The 15,548-nt window shown below is 64.5% G+C and carries 15 protein-coding genes; 14 read left to right on the forward strand and 1 reads right to left on the reverse strand.

What is annotated here, in order from left to right; genetic code table 11:
• Nucleotides 1–7 precede the first annotated feature (7 nt).
• The 3 genes from mmsA to AB7008_RS18560 all read left to right on the forward strand — a co-directional run bounded on the left by mmsA (nucleotide 8) and on the right by AB7008_RS18560 (nucleotide 4,449).
• On the forward strand, nucleotides 8–1,585 hold the full coding sequence (gene mmsA / locus AB7008_RS18550; RefSeq protein WP_441259232.1) for a multiple monosaccharide ABC transporter ATP-binding protein: 1,578 nt from the start codon (nucleotides 8–10) through the stop codon (nucleotides 1,583–1,585).
• The gene (gene mmsB / locus AB7008_RS18555; protein ID WP_014496601.1) at nucleotides 1,582–2,772 is read left to right on the forward strand and encodes a multiple monosaccharide ABC transporter permease; all 1,191 of its coding nucleotides are present in this window, start codon (nucleotides 1,582–1,584) and stop codon (nucleotides 2,770–2,772) included. Before mmsA ends, mmsB begins: the two co-directional genes overlap by 4 nt.
• Before the next feature lie 471 nt (nucleotides 2,773–3,243).
• Complete coding sequence (locus AB7008_RS18560) at nucleotides 3,244–4,449, forward strand: sensor histidine kinase (protein ID WP_028155624.1); 1,206 nt, start codon at nucleotides 3,244–3,246, stop codon at nucleotides 4,447–4,449.
• A gap of 29 nt (nucleotides 4,450–4,478) precedes the next feature.
• Here the strand turns inward: AB7008_RS18560 and AB7008_RS18565 are convergent, their stop codons facing one another.
• On the reverse strand, nucleotides 4,479–4,634 hold the full coding sequence (locus AB7008_RS18565) for a hypothetical protein (RefSeq protein ID WP_085965373.1): 156 nt from the start codon (nucleotides 4,632–4,634) through the stop codon (nucleotides 4,479–4,481).
• A 171-nt stretch (nucleotides 4,635–4,805) separates the two neighbouring features.
• Between AB7008_RS18565 and AB7008_RS18570 the strand changes: the two genes are divergently transcribed.
• The 11 genes from AB7008_RS18570 to AB7008_RS18620 all read left to right on the forward strand — a co-directional run bounded on the left by AB7008_RS18570 (nucleotide 4,806) and on the right by AB7008_RS18620 (nucleotide 15,538).
• Nucleotides 4,806–5,381: a cytochrome c oxidase subunit 3 family protein gene (locus AB7008_RS18570; RefSeq protein ID WP_441259233.1), complete on the forward strand. Its 576-nt coding sequence runs from the start codon at nucleotides 4,806–4,808 to the stop codon at nucleotides 5,379–5,381.
• Nucleotides 5,382–5,383: 2 nt separating this feature from the next.
• Nucleotides 5,384–5,644 (forward strand): cytochrome C oxidase subunit IV family protein, encoded by a 261-nt coding sequence (locus AB7008_RS18575; RefSeq protein WP_080583973.1) that lies wholly within the window; start codon nucleotides 5,384–5,386, stop codon nucleotides 5,642–5,644.
• Nucleotides 5,645–5,755: 111 nt separating this feature from the next.
• Complete coding sequence (locus AB7008_RS18580) at nucleotides 5,756–6,208, forward strand: c-type cytochrome (protein WP_014496596.1); 453 nt, start codon at nucleotides 5,756–5,758, stop codon at nucleotides 6,206–6,208.
• A 37-nt stretch (nucleotides 6,209–6,245) separates the two neighbouring features.
• Nucleotides 6,246–7,592: a cbb3-type cytochrome c oxidase subunit I gene (locus tag AB7008_RS18585; protein WP_085399419.1), complete on the forward strand. Its 1,347-nt coding sequence runs from the start codon at nucleotides 6,246–6,248 to the stop codon at nucleotides 7,590–7,592.
• A 59-nt stretch (nucleotides 7,593–7,651) separates the two neighbouring features.
• Nucleotides 7,652–8,464, forward strand: a complete 813-nt coding sequence (locus AB7008_RS18590) for a CbbQ/NirQ/NorQ/GpvN family protein (RefSeq protein ID WP_441259234.1) — start codon at nucleotides 7,652–7,654, stop codon at nucleotides 8,462–8,464.
• 10 nt (nucleotides 8,465–8,474) lie between these two features.
• Nucleotides 8,475–10,394 carry a nitric oxide reductase activation protein NorD gene (locus tag AB7008_RS18595; protein WP_441259235.1) on the forward strand — a complete coding sequence of 640 codons (1,920 nt, stop codon included), beginning with the start codon at nucleotides 8,475–8,477 and terminating at the stop codon, nucleotides 10,392–10,394.
• A 74-nt stretch (nucleotides 10,395–10,468) separates the two neighbouring features.
• Nucleotides 10,469–11,131 carry an HAD family hydrolase gene (locus AB7008_RS18600; protein WP_441259236.1) on the forward strand — a complete coding sequence of 221 codons (663 nt, stop codon included), beginning with the start codon at nucleotides 10,469–10,471 and terminating at the stop codon, nucleotides 11,129–11,131.
• Between the two features lie 6 nt (nucleotides 11,132–11,137).
• On the forward strand, nucleotides 11,138–12,088 hold the full coding sequence (locus tag AB7008_RS18605; protein ID WP_212094959.1) for a sugar-binding transcriptional regulator: 951 nt from the start codon (nucleotides 11,138–11,140) through the stop codon (nucleotides 12,086–12,088).
• A 394-nt stretch (nucleotides 12,089–12,482) separates the two neighbouring features.
• Nucleotides 12,483–13,736, forward strand: coding sequence for an ABC transporter substrate-binding protein (locus AB7008_RS18610; RefSeq protein WP_202557055.1), 1,254 nt, complete (start codon nucleotides 12,483–12,485; stop codon nucleotides 13,734–13,736).
• A 95-nt stretch (nucleotides 13,737–13,831) separates the two neighbouring features.
• Nucleotides 13,832–14,704 carry a carbohydrate ABC transporter permease gene (locus AB7008_RS18615; protein WP_014496589.1) on the forward strand — a complete coding sequence of 291 codons (873 nt, stop codon included), beginning with the start codon at nucleotides 13,832–13,834 and terminating at the stop codon, nucleotides 14,702–14,704.
• 3 nt (nucleotides 14,705–14,707) lie between these two features.
• A complete protein-coding gene (locus tag AB7008_RS18620) occupies nucleotides 14,708–15,538 on the forward strand; it encodes a carbohydrate ABC transporter permease (RefSeq protein WP_441259237.1) in 831 nt (276 codons plus the stop codon).
• Nucleotides 15,539–15,548: the final 10 nt, after the last annotated feature.

The following is a 15,548-nucleotide window of genomic DNA, read 5'->3' on the forward strand; positions in this document are numbered from 1 at the left end:
TGAAATCATGACCGCCATGCTGGAGATGCGCAACGTCAGCAAGAGCTTTTCAGGCGTGCAGGCTCTGCGTGACGTGAACTTCTCGGTCGAGGCCGGGCAGATCCACGCGCTTGTCGGCGAGAACGGTGCCGGCAAATCCACACTGATGAAAGTGCTCAGCGGCGTCTACCCGGCCGGCAGCTACGAGGGCACCATCGTCTTCGAGGGGGAGGAGCGCCGCTTCCGCGACATCAACGATTCCGAGGTGCTCGGCATCATCATCATCCACCAGGAGCTGGCGCTGATCCCGCTGATGTCGATCGCGGAGAACATCTTCCTGTCGCATCCGCCGTCAAAATTCGGCGTGATCGATCGCGACGAGGTCTACCGGCGCACCCGCGAGCTGCTGGCGCAGGTCGGCCTGAAGGAATCGCCGGATACGCTGATCACCGATCTCGGCGTCGGCAAGCAGCAGCTGGTCGAGATCGCGAAGGCGCTGTCCAAGCGGGTGCGGATGCTGATCCTGGACGAGCCGACCGCGAGCCTCAACGAGGCCGACAGCGCCGCGCTGCTCGAACGCCTGATGGCCTTCCGCGAGCAGGGCATCGGCTCGATCCTGATCTCGCACAAGCTCAACGAGGTGGCCAAGGTCGCCGACCACATCACCGTGCTGCGCGACGGCCGCACCGTCGACAGCATCGACTGCCGCAGCGAGCCGATCCAGGAAGACCGCATCATCCGCAGCATGGTCAATCGCGATCTCGCCCATCGCTTTCCCGAGCGCAGCGCGAAGATCGGCGAGCCTGTCCTGACCGTCGAGAACTGGTCGGTCTATCACCCCATCCATCCCGAGCGGCAGGTGATCAAGAACGTCAATTTCGGCGTGAAGCGCGGCGAGGTCGTCGGCATTGCCGGGCTGATGGGCGCCGGCCGCACCGAGTTTGCCATGAGCCTGTTCGGCCGCTCCTGGGGCACCACTATCAGCGGCCGGATCCGGCTAGAGGGCAGGGAGATCGTGCTGCCGAGCGTCGCGGCCGCGATCGACGCCGGCCTTGCCTATGTCACCGAGGACCGCAAGCAGCTCGGCTTGATCCTCGCCGACGACGTCCGCAAGAACATCACGCTCGCCAGCCTCGACCAGGTCGCACCCGGCCGGGTGATCGACGACATCGTCGAGCTGAAAGTCGCCAGCGATTACCGCAACCGGATGCGCATCCGCTGCTCCGACGTGTACCAGGAGACCGGCCAGCTCTCCGGCGGCAACCAGCAGAAGGTGGTGCTGTCGAAATGGCTGATGACCGATCCGAAGGTCCTGATCCTGGACGAGCCGACCCGGGGCATCGACGTCGGTGCCAAATACGAGATTTACTGTATCATCAACGAGCTTGCGGAGGCCGGGCGCGGCGTGGTGGTGATCTCCTCGGAGATGCCCGAGCTGCTCGGCATCTGCGACCGCATCTGCGTCATGAACGACGGCGCCTTCGTCGGGGAGTTCAAGGGCACAGAGGCGACGCAGGAGAAGATCATGCGCGCCATCATGCGCAACGAACGAAGCAACGGAAACGGCGTGCCTGAGGCCGCGGAGATGGGAGGATTGCAGCCATGACCGACAAGACGGTTTCGCTGCCCGAGGAGCGCCGGAACGGCAGTTTCATCAAGAACAATTTGCGCAATTACGGCATGCTGATGTCGCTGATTGCGATCATGCTGTTCTTCCAGGTCATGACCGGCGGCACGCTGCTCCAGCCGCTCAACCTGACCAATCTGGTGCTCCAGAACAGCTACATCGTCATCATGGCGCTCGGCATGCTGCTCGTGATCGTCACCGGCCATATCGACCTCTCGGTCGGTTCGGTCGCGGGCTTCGTCGGCGCGGTCGCCGCCCTGCTGATGGTGACGTACAAGGTCGACTATACGCTCGCCTTCATCGCCTGCCTCGTGGTCGGCGCAGCGATCGGCGCCGCGCAGGGCTATTGGGTCGCCTATTTCAAGATACCGTCTTTCATCGTGACCCTGGCCGGCATGCTCGTGTTCAAGGGACTTGCGCTCGCGGTGTTGCAGGGGCAGTCGCTCGGGCCGTTTCCGCCGACCTTCCAGAAATTGTCGTCGGGCTTCATTCCGGAGTTCCTGCCCGAAGCGGGCACGCTGCATCCGACCTCGATGCTGATCGGCGCGGTGCTGGCGCTGGGGCTGGTCTATGCCAGCGCCAAGAGCCGCGCGCGCGAGCAGTCGCACGGCATCGAGGTCGAGCCTTACGCGTTCTTCCTCGGCAAGAGCGTGGTGCTGGCCTGCGCCGTGCTCTACTTCACCTACCTGATCGCGACCTATCGCGGCCTGCCGAACGTGCTGGTGATCATGAGCGCCTTGATCGCGCTCTACGGCTTCGTCACCCGCCGCACCGTGATCGGCCGGCAGATCTATGCCGTCGGCGGCAACGCCAAGGCGGCAAGCCTGTCGGGCATCAAGACCGAGCGGCTGACCTTCCTCACCTTCGTCAACATGGGCGTGCTCGCGGCTCTCGCCGGCCTTGTCTTTGCCGCGCGCCTCAACACCGCGACGCCCAAGGCCGGCCTCGGCTTCGAGCTTGACGTCATCGCCGCCTGCTTCATCGGCGGCGCCTCGGCCTATGGCGGGGTCGGGCGCGTCGGCGGCGCCGTCGTCGGCGCCATGATCATGGGCGTGATGAACAACGGCATGTCCATCCTCGGCATCGGCATCGACTACCAGCAGGTCATCAAGGGCCTGGTGCTGCTCGGCGCTGTGTGCATCGACGTGTATAACCAGCGGCGGTAGGCGCAAAATCACGTCGCGGGGGAGGCTCTGGCGCCGCCCCGCCAGGCGACTACAATTTTCGTCAATTTCGATCATGGCATCGCGACCGGAACCGATGCCTCGCGATGACCATGATTTGGGGGCTAGATCCGGGGGTGCCGAGCAGGGCACGGGCAGGGCAGCACCAGTGGCGGCTCATATCCACGAGATGACAGACGATGAATTTGAGGGCCGGCTTCGCATCCTCTTGCGCATCGTTTCCGTCTGCACCCTCGGGCTAGGCTCCTTTGCTGCAGGTTTATTGATCGGCGCCTTTGTTCTGTTTTGAACGAGGCGATTCACTCCAGAGCCTCGGAACGAGAGGCGCCGGCGCGTCTTCTTGATCTAGATCAACCGATTGCCAATTCCGTGCTAATCTCATGTGGTCGACGCAAGGGACCACGGGGAACCTGAGTGACGAGTACAGTGAGGTTATCGCCGGCTTCGGAGGTGATGCTGGTCTCGACTTTGCCGGCGTTGCAGCTGATCTACGACACCGCCCCGATCGGGTTGGCCTGCCTGTCGCCGGACTGCCGCTATTTGCTGATCAACCAGCGTCTGACCGAGATCTGCGGCATATCCATCGAAGGCCATCTTGGACGTACGGTCAGGGACTGCGTACCGGCCCTGGCGGATTCCGTCGAGCAGATTGTGCGCTCGATCGTCGCGACGGGCGAGCCCGTGATCGGTATCGAGGTGGCGGGGCAGCGAGCCGATCAGGTCGAGGAGCGTTCCTGGGTTACTTATTGGCACCCGCTGCGAATGCCGGATGGAGAGATTGTCGCGGTCAACGTGGCGGCGGAGGAGATCACGGAACGTAAGCGCGCCGAGCGGGAGATTCGCAGCGCCAGGGACGCCGCTGAGACCGCGCTTCGCCATCTGCGCGATATCCAGGACACCCTGATCGAGGCGGAAAAGCTTGCGGCGCTCGGGCGCATGGTTGCCGGTGTCGCGCACGAGATCAACACGCCGCTCGGCAGCAGTCTGACGGTGGCATCGACGCTCCAGCGCAAGGCGGAGCAGTTCGCGGCGGAGGTCGCGCGGGGTAATCTCAAGCGCTCGACCCTGACAGGGTTTCTGGAACTGGTCAGCGATGCGTCGGCGCAGCTGGTCACGAATCTCGGCCGCGCCGCCGAGCGGGTGCAATCCTTCAAGCAGGTGGCGGCTGACCAGACCGAGTCACTTCGGCGCAGCTTCGATGCAGGCGAGCTGACCGGCCAGGTTCTGTCGCAGTTCGAGCGGCAGTTGCGGGTGCGCGACATCGCGTTCAGCCTCCACTGCGAAACGAATCTCGCCATGGACAGCTATCCCGGGCCTTTCGGCCAAGTGCTCACCAACCTTGCAGTCAATGCGATGACGCACGCGTTCTCCGATGGTGAGACCGGGACGATCAACGTCTCGCTCCGTGCGGTCAATGATGACCACGTTGAGCTGCTGTTTGCTGATGACGGCTGCGGCATGGCTCCCGATGTGGAACGGCGGGCGTTCGACCCATTCTTCACGACGCGCCGGCACGACGGCGCCAGCGGCCTCGGTCTGCATATCGTTCACAGCATCGTCGTCGACCGGCTGGGTGGGCAGATCCGGCTCGAGAGCCTGCCCGGCGCGGGGACGCGGTTTCAGCTTATCCTGCCGAGAATGGCGCCCGACCGGCGATAGCTGATCGTTTCCTCATCGGTAGTGCCCGGCTACTGCGTCGTGAACAGCACCGTCGCGATCGCGACGGAGAGGCTCACCGCCGATACCGTCGCCACCGTCGACAGCACGCCCATGCGCCGGAGCGCGATGGCAAAGGCGATGATGATGGGGGTCGCGGTCATTAGCCCGATCTGTGCATCGCTCATGTCATTGCTCACCGCTCGTTGCGAACCCTGAGTCTGTTCGTACCGCGCTCCGGCGAGCGGGACGTTGCGTCGGCGCAAACATCTCCGCCGGTGGCCCCCAGTTTGTCCTGCGACAAATTCCGAACTGGACAGTTGAGCTAAGTCTGGCCGATGTCCTGATCCGGAAAGACGATGTCTGCGGCCGATTGCGAACAACAGGAAACCGGCTGGGGAATCTTGGAAGATCTCCCCGGCGATCCCATGATCTGGGTGCTGATCTTCAGCGAGCTCGTCGCCTTCGGCCTGTTTCTCGGTGCCTTCACGGTCGCGCGCGCGATTCACCCCGCAGCGTTCGCGGCGGGGCAGGCGGTGCTCGATTCGAATCTCGCTGGTCTCAACACAATCGTGCTGGTGACCAGCGGCTGGGCTGCGGCCCGGGCTACGAAGGCCGCGCGGACCAGCGAGAAGCAAGCCTCGCGCCGATGGCTCCTCACCGTCATGGCGCTCGGCGGCCTCTTCATCGCGATCAAGCTGACCGAATATGCCGAAGAGATCGGTCGCGGGATCGGCCTCGAGACCAGCCCGTTCTTCACGCTCTACTTCCTCCTGACCGGCTTCCATCTCCTGCACGTCTGCCTCGGCATCGTGATTCTCGCCGTGGTCTGCCGCCGCGCCGACATATCGGGCGTCGAGACCGGGGCCGCCTTCTGGCACATGGTCGATCTGGTCTGGATCGTGATGTTCCCGATTCTGTATCTGCTGCGGTGATGATGCCCGATCGCCTCGACATCGCCTGGATCGCGCTGATCGGCCTCGCGCTGGCGACCATCCTGGTGCCACAGCTGGTGCCGCGACCGCTGCTCGGCGACGCTTTGTTGCTGATCTTCGCCGCCATCAAGGGCCGCCGCATTGCGCTTGATTTCATGGATCTCCGCGCGGCGCCGGCGCTCTGGCGCGGTCTGGTGAGCGCATGGATCCTCATCGTGGTGCTGGTTGCCTGGCTCGCCTCCGCCGTCATCGCATTGATCTGATGCCGCCAACGCAGCGTTGATTGCGCCCGGACAAAGACCCGTCGGCACCAATCGGCAAGATACAGCATCACTGCTTCCTCACGACTGGACTCACAACGGAAAGGACTGGCAATGGCTGAACGCCTGACCAAGTCGGCGGCTCGAAACGTCTTCTACGGCGGCTCGGCCTTCTTCTTCGCCATCTTCATCGGGCTGACGGCGCACAGCCACTACTATATGGCGACGACCTCGACGGACGCGACGACGCTGACATCGTCGGTCGCGCGCGGCAAGCATGTCTGGGAGAAGAACTCCTGCATCAACTGCCACACCTTGCTGGGCGAGGGCGCCTATTTCGCCCCCGAAGTCGGCAATGTCTGGGATCGCTGGGGCGGCAACGAGGATCCGGCCGGTGCGCGCGAGACGTTGAAGGCCTGGATGCAATCGCAGCCCTCGGGCGCGGAGGGCCGGCGCCAGATGCCGCAATTCAACCTCACCGACCAGGAACTCAACGATCTCGCCGACTTCCTGCAATGGACCAGCAAGATCAAGCGCCAGGAATGGCCGCCGAACAAGGCCGGCTGAGCACGCCGCATCCGCTTCAAGACAGAGAGAACCCGAGATGAAATATCAGACCCAGAAAGTCGCGATGCTGTACTTTTACGGCGCGTTGACGCTGTTCCTGGCGCAGGTCCTGTTCGGCCTGCTTGCCGGAACCATCTACGTCCTGCCCAACACGCTGTCGGTGCTGCTGCCGTTCAACATCGTCAGGATGATTCACACCAACGCGTTGATCGTGTGGTCGCTGATCGGCTTCATGGGCGCGACCTACTTCCTGCTACCGGAGGAAACCGAGACCGAGCTGTACAGCCCGCTGCTCGCAAAGATCCAGTTCTGGATGTTCTTCGGCGCGGCAGGTGTGGCTGTGGTCGGCTATCTCTTCCACTACCATGAGGGCCGCGAGTTTCTCGAGCAGCCCTTCATCATCAAGGTCGGGATCGTCGTGGTCTGCCTGATGTTCCTGTTCAACGTGACGATGACGGCGCTGAAGGGCCGCAAGACCACGGTCACCAACATCCTGTTGTTCGGCCTGTGGGGTGTCGCCATCTTCTTCCTGTTCGCCTTCTACAATCCGGCCAATCTCGCGGTCGACAAGATGTACTGGTGGTATGTCGTGCATCTCTGGGTCGAGGGCGTCTGGGAGTTGATCATGGCCTCCGTGCTGGCCTATCTCATGATCAAGCTCAACGGCATCGACCGCGAGGTGGTCGAGAAGTGGCTCTACGTCATCATCGGCCTTGCGCTGTTCTCGGGCATTCTCGGCACCGGCCACCATTTCTACTGGATCGGCGCGCCAGGCTACTGGCAGTGGATCGGCTCGCTGTTCTCCACGCTTGAGGTCGCGCCCTTCTTCACCATGGTGATCTTCACGGTGCAGATGACCTGGAAGGCCGGCCGCAAGCATCCGAACCGCGCCGCGCTCTTGTGGTCGGTCGGCTGCTCGGTGATGGCGTTCCTCGGCGCCGGCGTCTGGGGCTTCCTGCACACGCTATCGTCGGTGAACTATTACACCCACGGCACGCAGGTCACCGCCGCACATGGCCATCTCGCCTTCTTCGGCGCCTATGTGATGCTGAACCTGTCGGTGATGGCTTATGCGATCCCGCAGATCAAGGGACGTGCACCCTATAACCAGTGGCTCAGCATGACCAGCTTCTGGATCATGTGCACGGCGATGATGACCATGACTTTCGCGTTGACCTTTGCCGGCGTGATTCAGGTCCATCTCCAGCGCGTGCTTGGCCAGAGTTACATGGACGTGCAGGACCAGCTTGCCTTCTTCTACTGGGTGCGGCTCGGCTCCGGCGTGTTCGTCGCGATCTCGGCATTGATGTTCGTCTGGGCGGTGCTGGTGCCCGGCCGCGAGAAGCAGGCGACTATCCCAGGAGCCCTGCAACCGGCCGAATAGACCCAAGGCGGCCGTGCAAGTCGCGGCCGCCGTTCCAGAATGATTTCCGGAGAAGAACCATGACAGCAGCTCTTCACGCCTTGTCGGCACCCGCGCTCGTGCTCCCGGCTTACGTTCCGAGCGGCAACGAATGCGCGCTGTTCGAGCACGCCTGGCGGCATCAGCTCCCGGTCCTGCTCAAGGGACCGACGGGCTGCGGCAAGACGCGCTTCGTCGCCCATATGGCGGCGCGGCTGGGATTGCCGCTTCACACCGTCGCCTGCCACGACGATCTCACAGCCGCCGATCTCACCGGCCGCTACCTGCTGAGGGGCGGCGACACCGTGTGGACCGACGGTCCGCTGACGCGCGCAGTGCGCGAGGGCGGAATCTGCTACCTCGACGAAGTCGTGGAGGCGCGCAAGGACGTCACGGTGGTGCTGCATCCGCTCACCGACGACCGCCGCATCCTGCCGCTGGAACGGACCGGCGAGGAGCTGGTCGCGCCGGAGAGATTCATGCTCGTGGTCTCCTACAATCCCGGTTACCAGACCCTGCTCAAGGCGCTGAAGCCGTCGACGCGGCAGCGCTTTGTCGCGATCGAGTTCGGCTTCCTGCCGCCCGAGCAGGAGATTGCGGTGGTGGCGGCCGAGAGCGGGCTCGCGCCCGACTATGTGCGGCCGCTGGTCCTGCTGGCCGGCCGGCTACGCGCGCTGAAGGGGCACGACCTGGAGGAGGGCGTTTCGACCCGTCTCGTCGTCTATTGCGCCACCCTGATTGCGGCCGGAGCCTCAATTACGGATGCGGTGCTGGCCGGCATGATCGAACCGCTCACCGATGACACGGACGTAAAGGCGGCGCTGCTCGACGTCGCACGCGCCGTGATCTCCTGAGGGTGATGCGATGCTCGATTTCCTCGAGCTTGAAGAAGCCGTCGGTCGCGCCTGGCATCGCCTGGTCGGCGGCACCGCGAGCTATCCGGCCTATGCCGAACACGCGGTGTCGCTCGCGGAGGTGCGCAGCCGGATCGCGATCATGTTCCGCGCGCTTGGCGGGGAGACGGGTGTGCAGATCGCGAGCGCGAGTGCCCGCCGGACTGGGCATCGGCTTGGATGGCGGCAGCGCATCGGGCTCGGTGACGAGCGGCTCGCGCAACCCGGACGCGATGCCGCGACGATCTTCCTGCCCGACAACATCGCGATCTTCGCCGATCGCGGGCTGAATGCTGCACTGTACCGGTGGCTGGCCGCGTGGTTCGCCTTTGCGCCGGTCGACGCGATCGCCGAGGCCGATCCGCTGCGGCGCGATCTGCTGACGCTGCGGCAGGCCAGCGAAGTCGCGGTGCTTGTGCTGACGGAATGTCCCGGCCTTGCCGAGGACTACGCCCGGCTGGCCGCGGCCACGGCCATGGCGCGGCCACACCGGCCATTGCCGCGTATCGAGCAGGACATGGAGCAGATCGTGCTTGTTCTGCTCGGCGCCGATACGCCGCCGGTGGGAAAACTGTGGCCGGCGATGATGGGGACGGGGCCGCTGCCGGACAGGGCGCCGCCGGGCTATCATTCGATCCTGCCGTGCCCGCTCTGGGGCGATTGCTGGACACGCGAGCTTTCACCGGCACATGCGGGTGACGACGAGAATGCGCCGGCTTCAGCGCCGGCGCCATCAGACGGTCGCAACCGTTTCGCCGTCCGTGAGCGCGAAGACGGTGCCAATCGCCGCGATCCCTTCGTGCTCAATCGCTTTGAAAAGATCCTCGCGATGGCCGAGATGATCAATGTCGACCGCCCGGCTGACGACAGTGAGGACGAGGATGCGGAGAAGGCAGCCGACGACCTCGAGGAGATCGCGCTCAGCCGCCGCAGCGGCAAGCCGGCGAGCCGGCTCAAATTCGATCTCGACCTGCCGCCGGAAGCCCTCGATGCCTCGCGATTGCACGCGGACCTGACCTATCCCGAATGGGATTATCGCAGCGGCTCCTATCTGCCCGATCATTGCCGCGTGCTCGCGGGTGCGGCCTCCGAGCTGGGTGAGGGTTGGAGGCCTGATGACGCCATGCGTCGGCACATCCGCCAGGTGCGCCGCCGCTTCGAGGTGTTGCGGCCGCGTCATGAATTGATGCGCGCCCAAGCCGATGGGCACGACCTCGACCTCGACGCGCTCGTGCGTGCGCGGTGCGATCTCCGCGCTGGAAGCGGCGGAGGCGGTCTCGACCGCGTCCATGTCGCACTGCGACCGCGAGGGGACGATCTTGCCGTCACGCTGCTCGTGGACGTCTCGCTCTCGACGGACGCCTGGGTCGACGGTTATCGGGTGCTCGATGTCGAGAAGGAGGCACTGTTGGTGCTCGCGCACGGCCTGTCGGCCTGCGGCGATCACCACAGCATCCTCACCTTCACCTCGCGCCGGCGTTCCTGGGTGCGGCTCGAAACGGTCAAGGCCTTCGGCGAGCCGATGAGTGGGGCGATCGAGCGCCGGATCGGCGCGCTGAAGCCGGGCTACTACACACGGATCGGTGCGGCGGTACGTCACGCCTCGGCCGAGCTGGCGCGCCAGCCGCAGCGCAAGAAGCTGCTGCTCGTGCTCACCGACGGCAAGCCGAACGACGTCGATCATTATGAGGGACGCTTTGCGGTCGAGGACACCCGCAAATCCGTGCAGGAGGCGCGGCGGCTCGGCATCGCGGTCTTCGGCGTGACGGTCGATGCGACGGCGCAATCCTACGTCCCGACGCTGTTCGGCCGCAGCGGCTACGCCATCGTCGGCAATATCCGCCGCTTGCCTGCGGCGTTGCCGGCGATCTATCGACAGGTCGCCCATTGACCCCGGAGAACCCGCACATGTCCTCCACCGGGTGAACTATTGCTCAAAGCATGGGTATATGATCGAATGGCCGGATGGACCGAAGCCGGCAAAGGCCCGATCTCGTCATTTTCGACTGCGACGGAGTGCTCGTCGACAGCGAGCTCTTGAGCTGCCAGTGCCTTGTGGACGAGCTGTCCGGATTTGGGATATCGCTGACACTTGCGCAGGCGCTCGAGCTGTTTCTCGGACGAAGCACGAGCGCGGTCACGCAGCATTATCGCGGACTCGGCCAGGCGATGCCGGCCGATTTTCCGGTCCGGCTGAAGTCGCGCGTCCTGACCGCCTTCGAGAAGGCGCTCCATCCGATTCCCGATGCCGATACCGTCCTGTCCGGCCTGCGCGTGCCGAATTGCGTGGCCTCGTCGAGTGATCTCGACCGCGTTGCGCTGTCGCTGAGGGTGACCGGTCTCGCGCCCCATTTCGGCGACCGGATCTACACGGCGCAGATGGTCACGCACGGCAAGCCCGCGCCGGATCTCTTTCTCCTCGCGGCGGAGAAAATGGGCGCGCTCCCTGCGCGCACGCTGGTGATCGAGGACAGCGTCAGTGGCGTGCTGGCCGCGAAGGCTGCCGGCATGACCGTCTGGGGATTTGTCGGCGGCAGCCATTATCGTGGGCGCGACGGCCAGGCTATATTGTCCGGCGCCGGGGCCGATCGGGTCTTCGCGCACATGAGCGATTTCTGGGAGGCATAGGCCGCCATGGCCGTCGAGAACGAAAAGTCCAGGCTCGACGATGCTGCACGTGCCGGCTGGCTCTATTTCATTGCCGGTCACACCCAGGACGAGATCGCAAAGATGCTCCAGGTCTCGCGGGCCTCCGCGCAGCGGCTGGTCTCGCTGTGCCTCGCCGAGCGTCTCATCACCTTCCGTCTCGAGCATCCCATCGCCGCCTGCATGGAACTGGCGGCACGCCTGAAGGCGCGCTTCGAGCTCAGCCATTGCGAGGTGGTGCCGGCCGATCCTGCCGCGCCGCAGGCCACGGCGGGCATCGCCGAACGCTGCGCCAATCTGCTAGATTCGACGTTGCGTTCGGAAACGCCCGTCATCGTCGCGCTCGGCACGGGGCGGGCGGTGCGCGCCGCGGTCGAGCGCGTGACGCCGATCGACCGGCCCAACCACCAGATCGTCTCGCTGGTCGGCAACATCTCCGCCGACGGTTCGGCGAGCTTCTACGACACTGTCGGCCGGCTCGCCGACCGCACCGGTGCGCGGCACTACCCGATGCCGCTGCCGTTCCTGATGTCGTCGGAAGACGAGCGCAACAAGATGGTGCGGATCGAGCCGATCGCGAAGGTCAAGGCGGTCGCGGCCAAGGCTGACTTGCGCCTCGTCGGCATCGGTCAGATGGACCAGAAGGCGCAAATCCACATCGACGGCTTCGTCACCCGCGACGAATTGTTCGAGATGATGCGGCAGGGGGCGATCGGCGAAATCACCGGCTGGGCCTATGATTCCAAGGGCCGCCTGCTCAAGGCCGGCACCAACAAGCGCCTCACCAGCATTCCGCCGGAGGTGCCGGCCAAGACCACGACGATCGGCGCCGCGGTCGGCGCGGCCAAGGTGCCGGCGATCGCGGCCGCACTGAACGGGCACCTGATCAACGGCCTGATCACGGACGAGGCGACGGCAAGGGCGATTCTGGAGCGGTAGGGCGGGCGGTCGCTCTTCGTGCCTGCGAGGCAGGCGGTGTTTCCCCACCAAACGCTGTCATCGTCCGCCTTGTGCGCAATTGCGCACTGGGGCGGACGATCCAGTACGCCGCGGCCCCACTTGAGGCAAGCCACTCACGACACGGCGTACTGGATGCCCCGCCTTCGCGGGGCATGACAGCGTGGGTGAGGCAGCACCTCCCATCCCTCCCGCACCGCAGCACTCATAAGTTGCGGGAACGCCCGCGCGCCTGCTTGACAAGCGCTGCACCTCGTCCGAACATACGCCCAACGCGTGGGCATATGCTCAGAAGCGCGATCCTAGGGAGGTCACCGTGAAACACGTCCTCGGCGCCGTCTGCGGCGCGTCTTGCCTGTTGCTGGCCGTCCCTGTGATGGCCGAAACGACCCTGACCATCGCCACCGTCAACAACGGCGACATGATCCGCATGCAGGGGCTGACCAGCGAATTCACCAAGAAAAATCCAGACATCACCGTCAAATGGGTGACGCTGGAGGAGAACGTGCTGCGCCAGCGCGTCACCACGGACATCGCCACCAAGGGCGGCCAGTTCGACGTCTTGACCATCGGCACCTATGAGGTGCCGATCTGGGCCAAGAAGGGCTGGCTGGTGCCGCTCGCCAATCTCGGCGCCGATTACGACGTCGCCGACCTGCTGCCGAAGATCAAGGACGCGGTCTCCGTCGACGGCAAGCTCTACGCTGCGCCGTTCTACGGCGAGAGCTCGATGGTGATGTATCGCACCGACCTGTTCGAGAAGGCCGGCCTGAAGATGCCGGAAAAGCCGACCTGGGATTTCATCATCGATGCCGCCAAGAAGCTCACGGACAAGAGCGCCGGCACCTACGGCATCTGTCTTCGCGGCAAGGCTGGGTGGGGCGAGAACATGGCGTTCCTGTCGGCCATGGCCAATTCCTACGGCGCGCGCTGGTTCGACGAGAAGTGGGAGCCGCAGTTCAACACGCCGGAATGGAAGACGACGCTCACGACCTATGTCAATCTGATGAAGGAGGCCGGCCCTCCCGGCGCGAGCTCGAACGGCTTCAACGAGAATCTGGCGCTGTTCAACGCCGGCAAGTGCGGTATGTGGATCGACGCGACAGTGGCGGCGTCCTTCGTCACCAATCCGAAGGAGTCCAAGGTCGCCGACAAGGTCGGCTTCGCGCTGGCGCCCAACACCGGCCTCGGCAAGAATGCCAACTGGCTGTGGGCCTGGAGCCTCGCGATCCCCGCCGGCTCCAAGAAGACGGAAGCCGCCGAAAAGTTCATCGCCTGGGCCACCAGCAAGGACTACACCAAGCTCGTGGCGTCGAAGGAGGGCTGGGCCAACGTGCCGCCGGGCACGCGGACCTCGCTCTACCAGAACGAGGACTATCTGAAAGTCGCGCCGTTCGCGAAGCTGACGCTGGCCTCGATCGATGCTGCCGACCCGAACAAGCCCACCGTGAAGCCGGTGCCTTACGTCGGCGTACAATACGCGGCGATCCCCGAATTCCAGGGCATCGGCACCCAGGTGGGCCAGCAATTCTCCGCCGCGCTCGCGGGATCGATGACGGTCGATGCCGCGCTGGCGGCGGCGCAGTCCGCCACCGAGCGCGAGATGAAGCGCGCCGGCTACATCAAGTGAACCCGAGCTCTCCCTCCTGAGCTCAAACTGGCGGCCATCCACCAGCCAGCCCCGAATGGATGGCCGCCTTCTTCCTCCCAGCGGAGACGCCAAGGATGGCAACCCGGCAGACGCAGTTTCTTGCGCGCTCGCTCCTGACGCCTGCGGTCGGGCTGCTCTTCATCTGGATGATCGTTCCGCTGGCGCTGACGATCTATTTCTCGACCCTGCATTACAGCCTGCTCGATCCCGGCTCCGAGGCGTTCGTCGGCCTGGAGAATTTCCGCTACTTCCTCACCGATCCCGCCTTCCTCGCCTCGCTCCAGAACACGCTGGTGCTGGTCGGCTCGGTGCTGGCGCTGACCATCCTGCTCGGCATCCCCCTGGCGCTGCTGATGGATCAGCCCGTGATCGGCCGCAACATCGTGCGGCTGATGGTGATCGCGCCGTTCTTCGTGATGCCGACGGTGAGCGCGCTGGTCTGGAAGAACCTCTTGATGCACCCGGTCTCCGGCCTGTTCGCCTGGCTCGCCAAGCTGGTCGGATTGACGCCGATCGACTGGTTCACGGACGCGCCGCTGCTCGCGGTGATCCTGATCGTCGCCTGGCAATGGCTGCCGTTCGCGACCCTGATCCTGCTGACCGCGCTGCAATCGCTCGACGAGGAGCAGAAGGAGGCCGCCGAGATGGACGGCGCCAGCGCCGTCTCGACCTTCATCTACATCACGCTGCCGCACCTGGCGCGGCCCATCACCGTGGTGATCCTGATCGAGACCATCTTCCTGCTCACGGTGTTCGCGGAGATCTTCGTCACCACCGGCGGCGGACCGGGCCTGCAGACCACCAACATCGCCTTCCTGATCTATTCGCAGGCGCTGATCCAGTTCGACGTCGGCAGCGCCTCCGCAGGCGGCCTCGTTGCGGTCGTGATCGCCAACGTCGTCGCTTTCTTCCTCGTCCGCATCGTCGGCCGCAATCTGGAGGCTTGAAACATGGCGCGGATGGCGACGACGCAGCGGGTGGTGGTCACGACGATCGGAGCGTGGTTCTTCGGCTTCCTGATCTTCTTCCCGATCCTCTGGATGGTGCTGGCGAGCTTCAAGACCGAGTTAGAGGCCTTCGCCATTCCCCCGTCTTTCCTGTTCTTCCACTGGACCACCGAAAACTACGCGACAGTGCAGGAGCGCAGCGATTATTTCCACCACGCGATGAACTCGATCATCATCGCCGGCGGCTCGACCTTGATTGCGCTGCTGATCGCGATCCCCGCAGCCTGGTCGATGGCATTCTCGCCGACCAAGCGCACCAAGGACATCCTGCTCTGGATGCTCTCGACCAAGATGATGCCGCCGGTCGGCGTGCTGGTGCCGATCTATCTCATCTTCAAGACCTTCGGCCTGCTCGATTCCCGCATCGGCCTCGTCTTCATCCTGTGCCTCGGAAATTTGCCGATCGTGATCTGGATGCTCTTCACCTATTTCAAGGAGATCCCGCGCGACATCCTCGAAGCCGCGCGCATGGACGGCGCCACCATCGGGCGCGAGCTCATCTACGTCCTGACGCCAATGGCGATCCCGGGGCTGGCGTCTACCATGCTGCTCAATCTGATCCTGGCCTGGAACGAGGCGTTCTGGACGCTCAACCTGACGACCTCGAACGCCGCGCCACTCACCACGTTCATCGCCTCCTATTCGAGCCCGGAAGGGCTGTTCTGGGCAAAGCTGTCGGCGGCCTCGACGCTGGCGATCGCGCCCATTCTCGTCCTCGGGTGGTTCAGCCAGAAGCAGCTCGTACGCGGGCTCACCTTCGGCGCGGTGAAGTAAAGGGGCCGGC

Origin of the sequence: Bradyrhizobium sp. 521_C7_N1_3, from assembly GCF_052075975.1 — a bacterium.
Taxonomy (GTDB): Bacteria; Pseudomonadota; Alphaproteobacteria; order Rhizobiales; family Xanthobacteraceae; genus Bradyrhizobium; species Bradyrhizobium japonicum.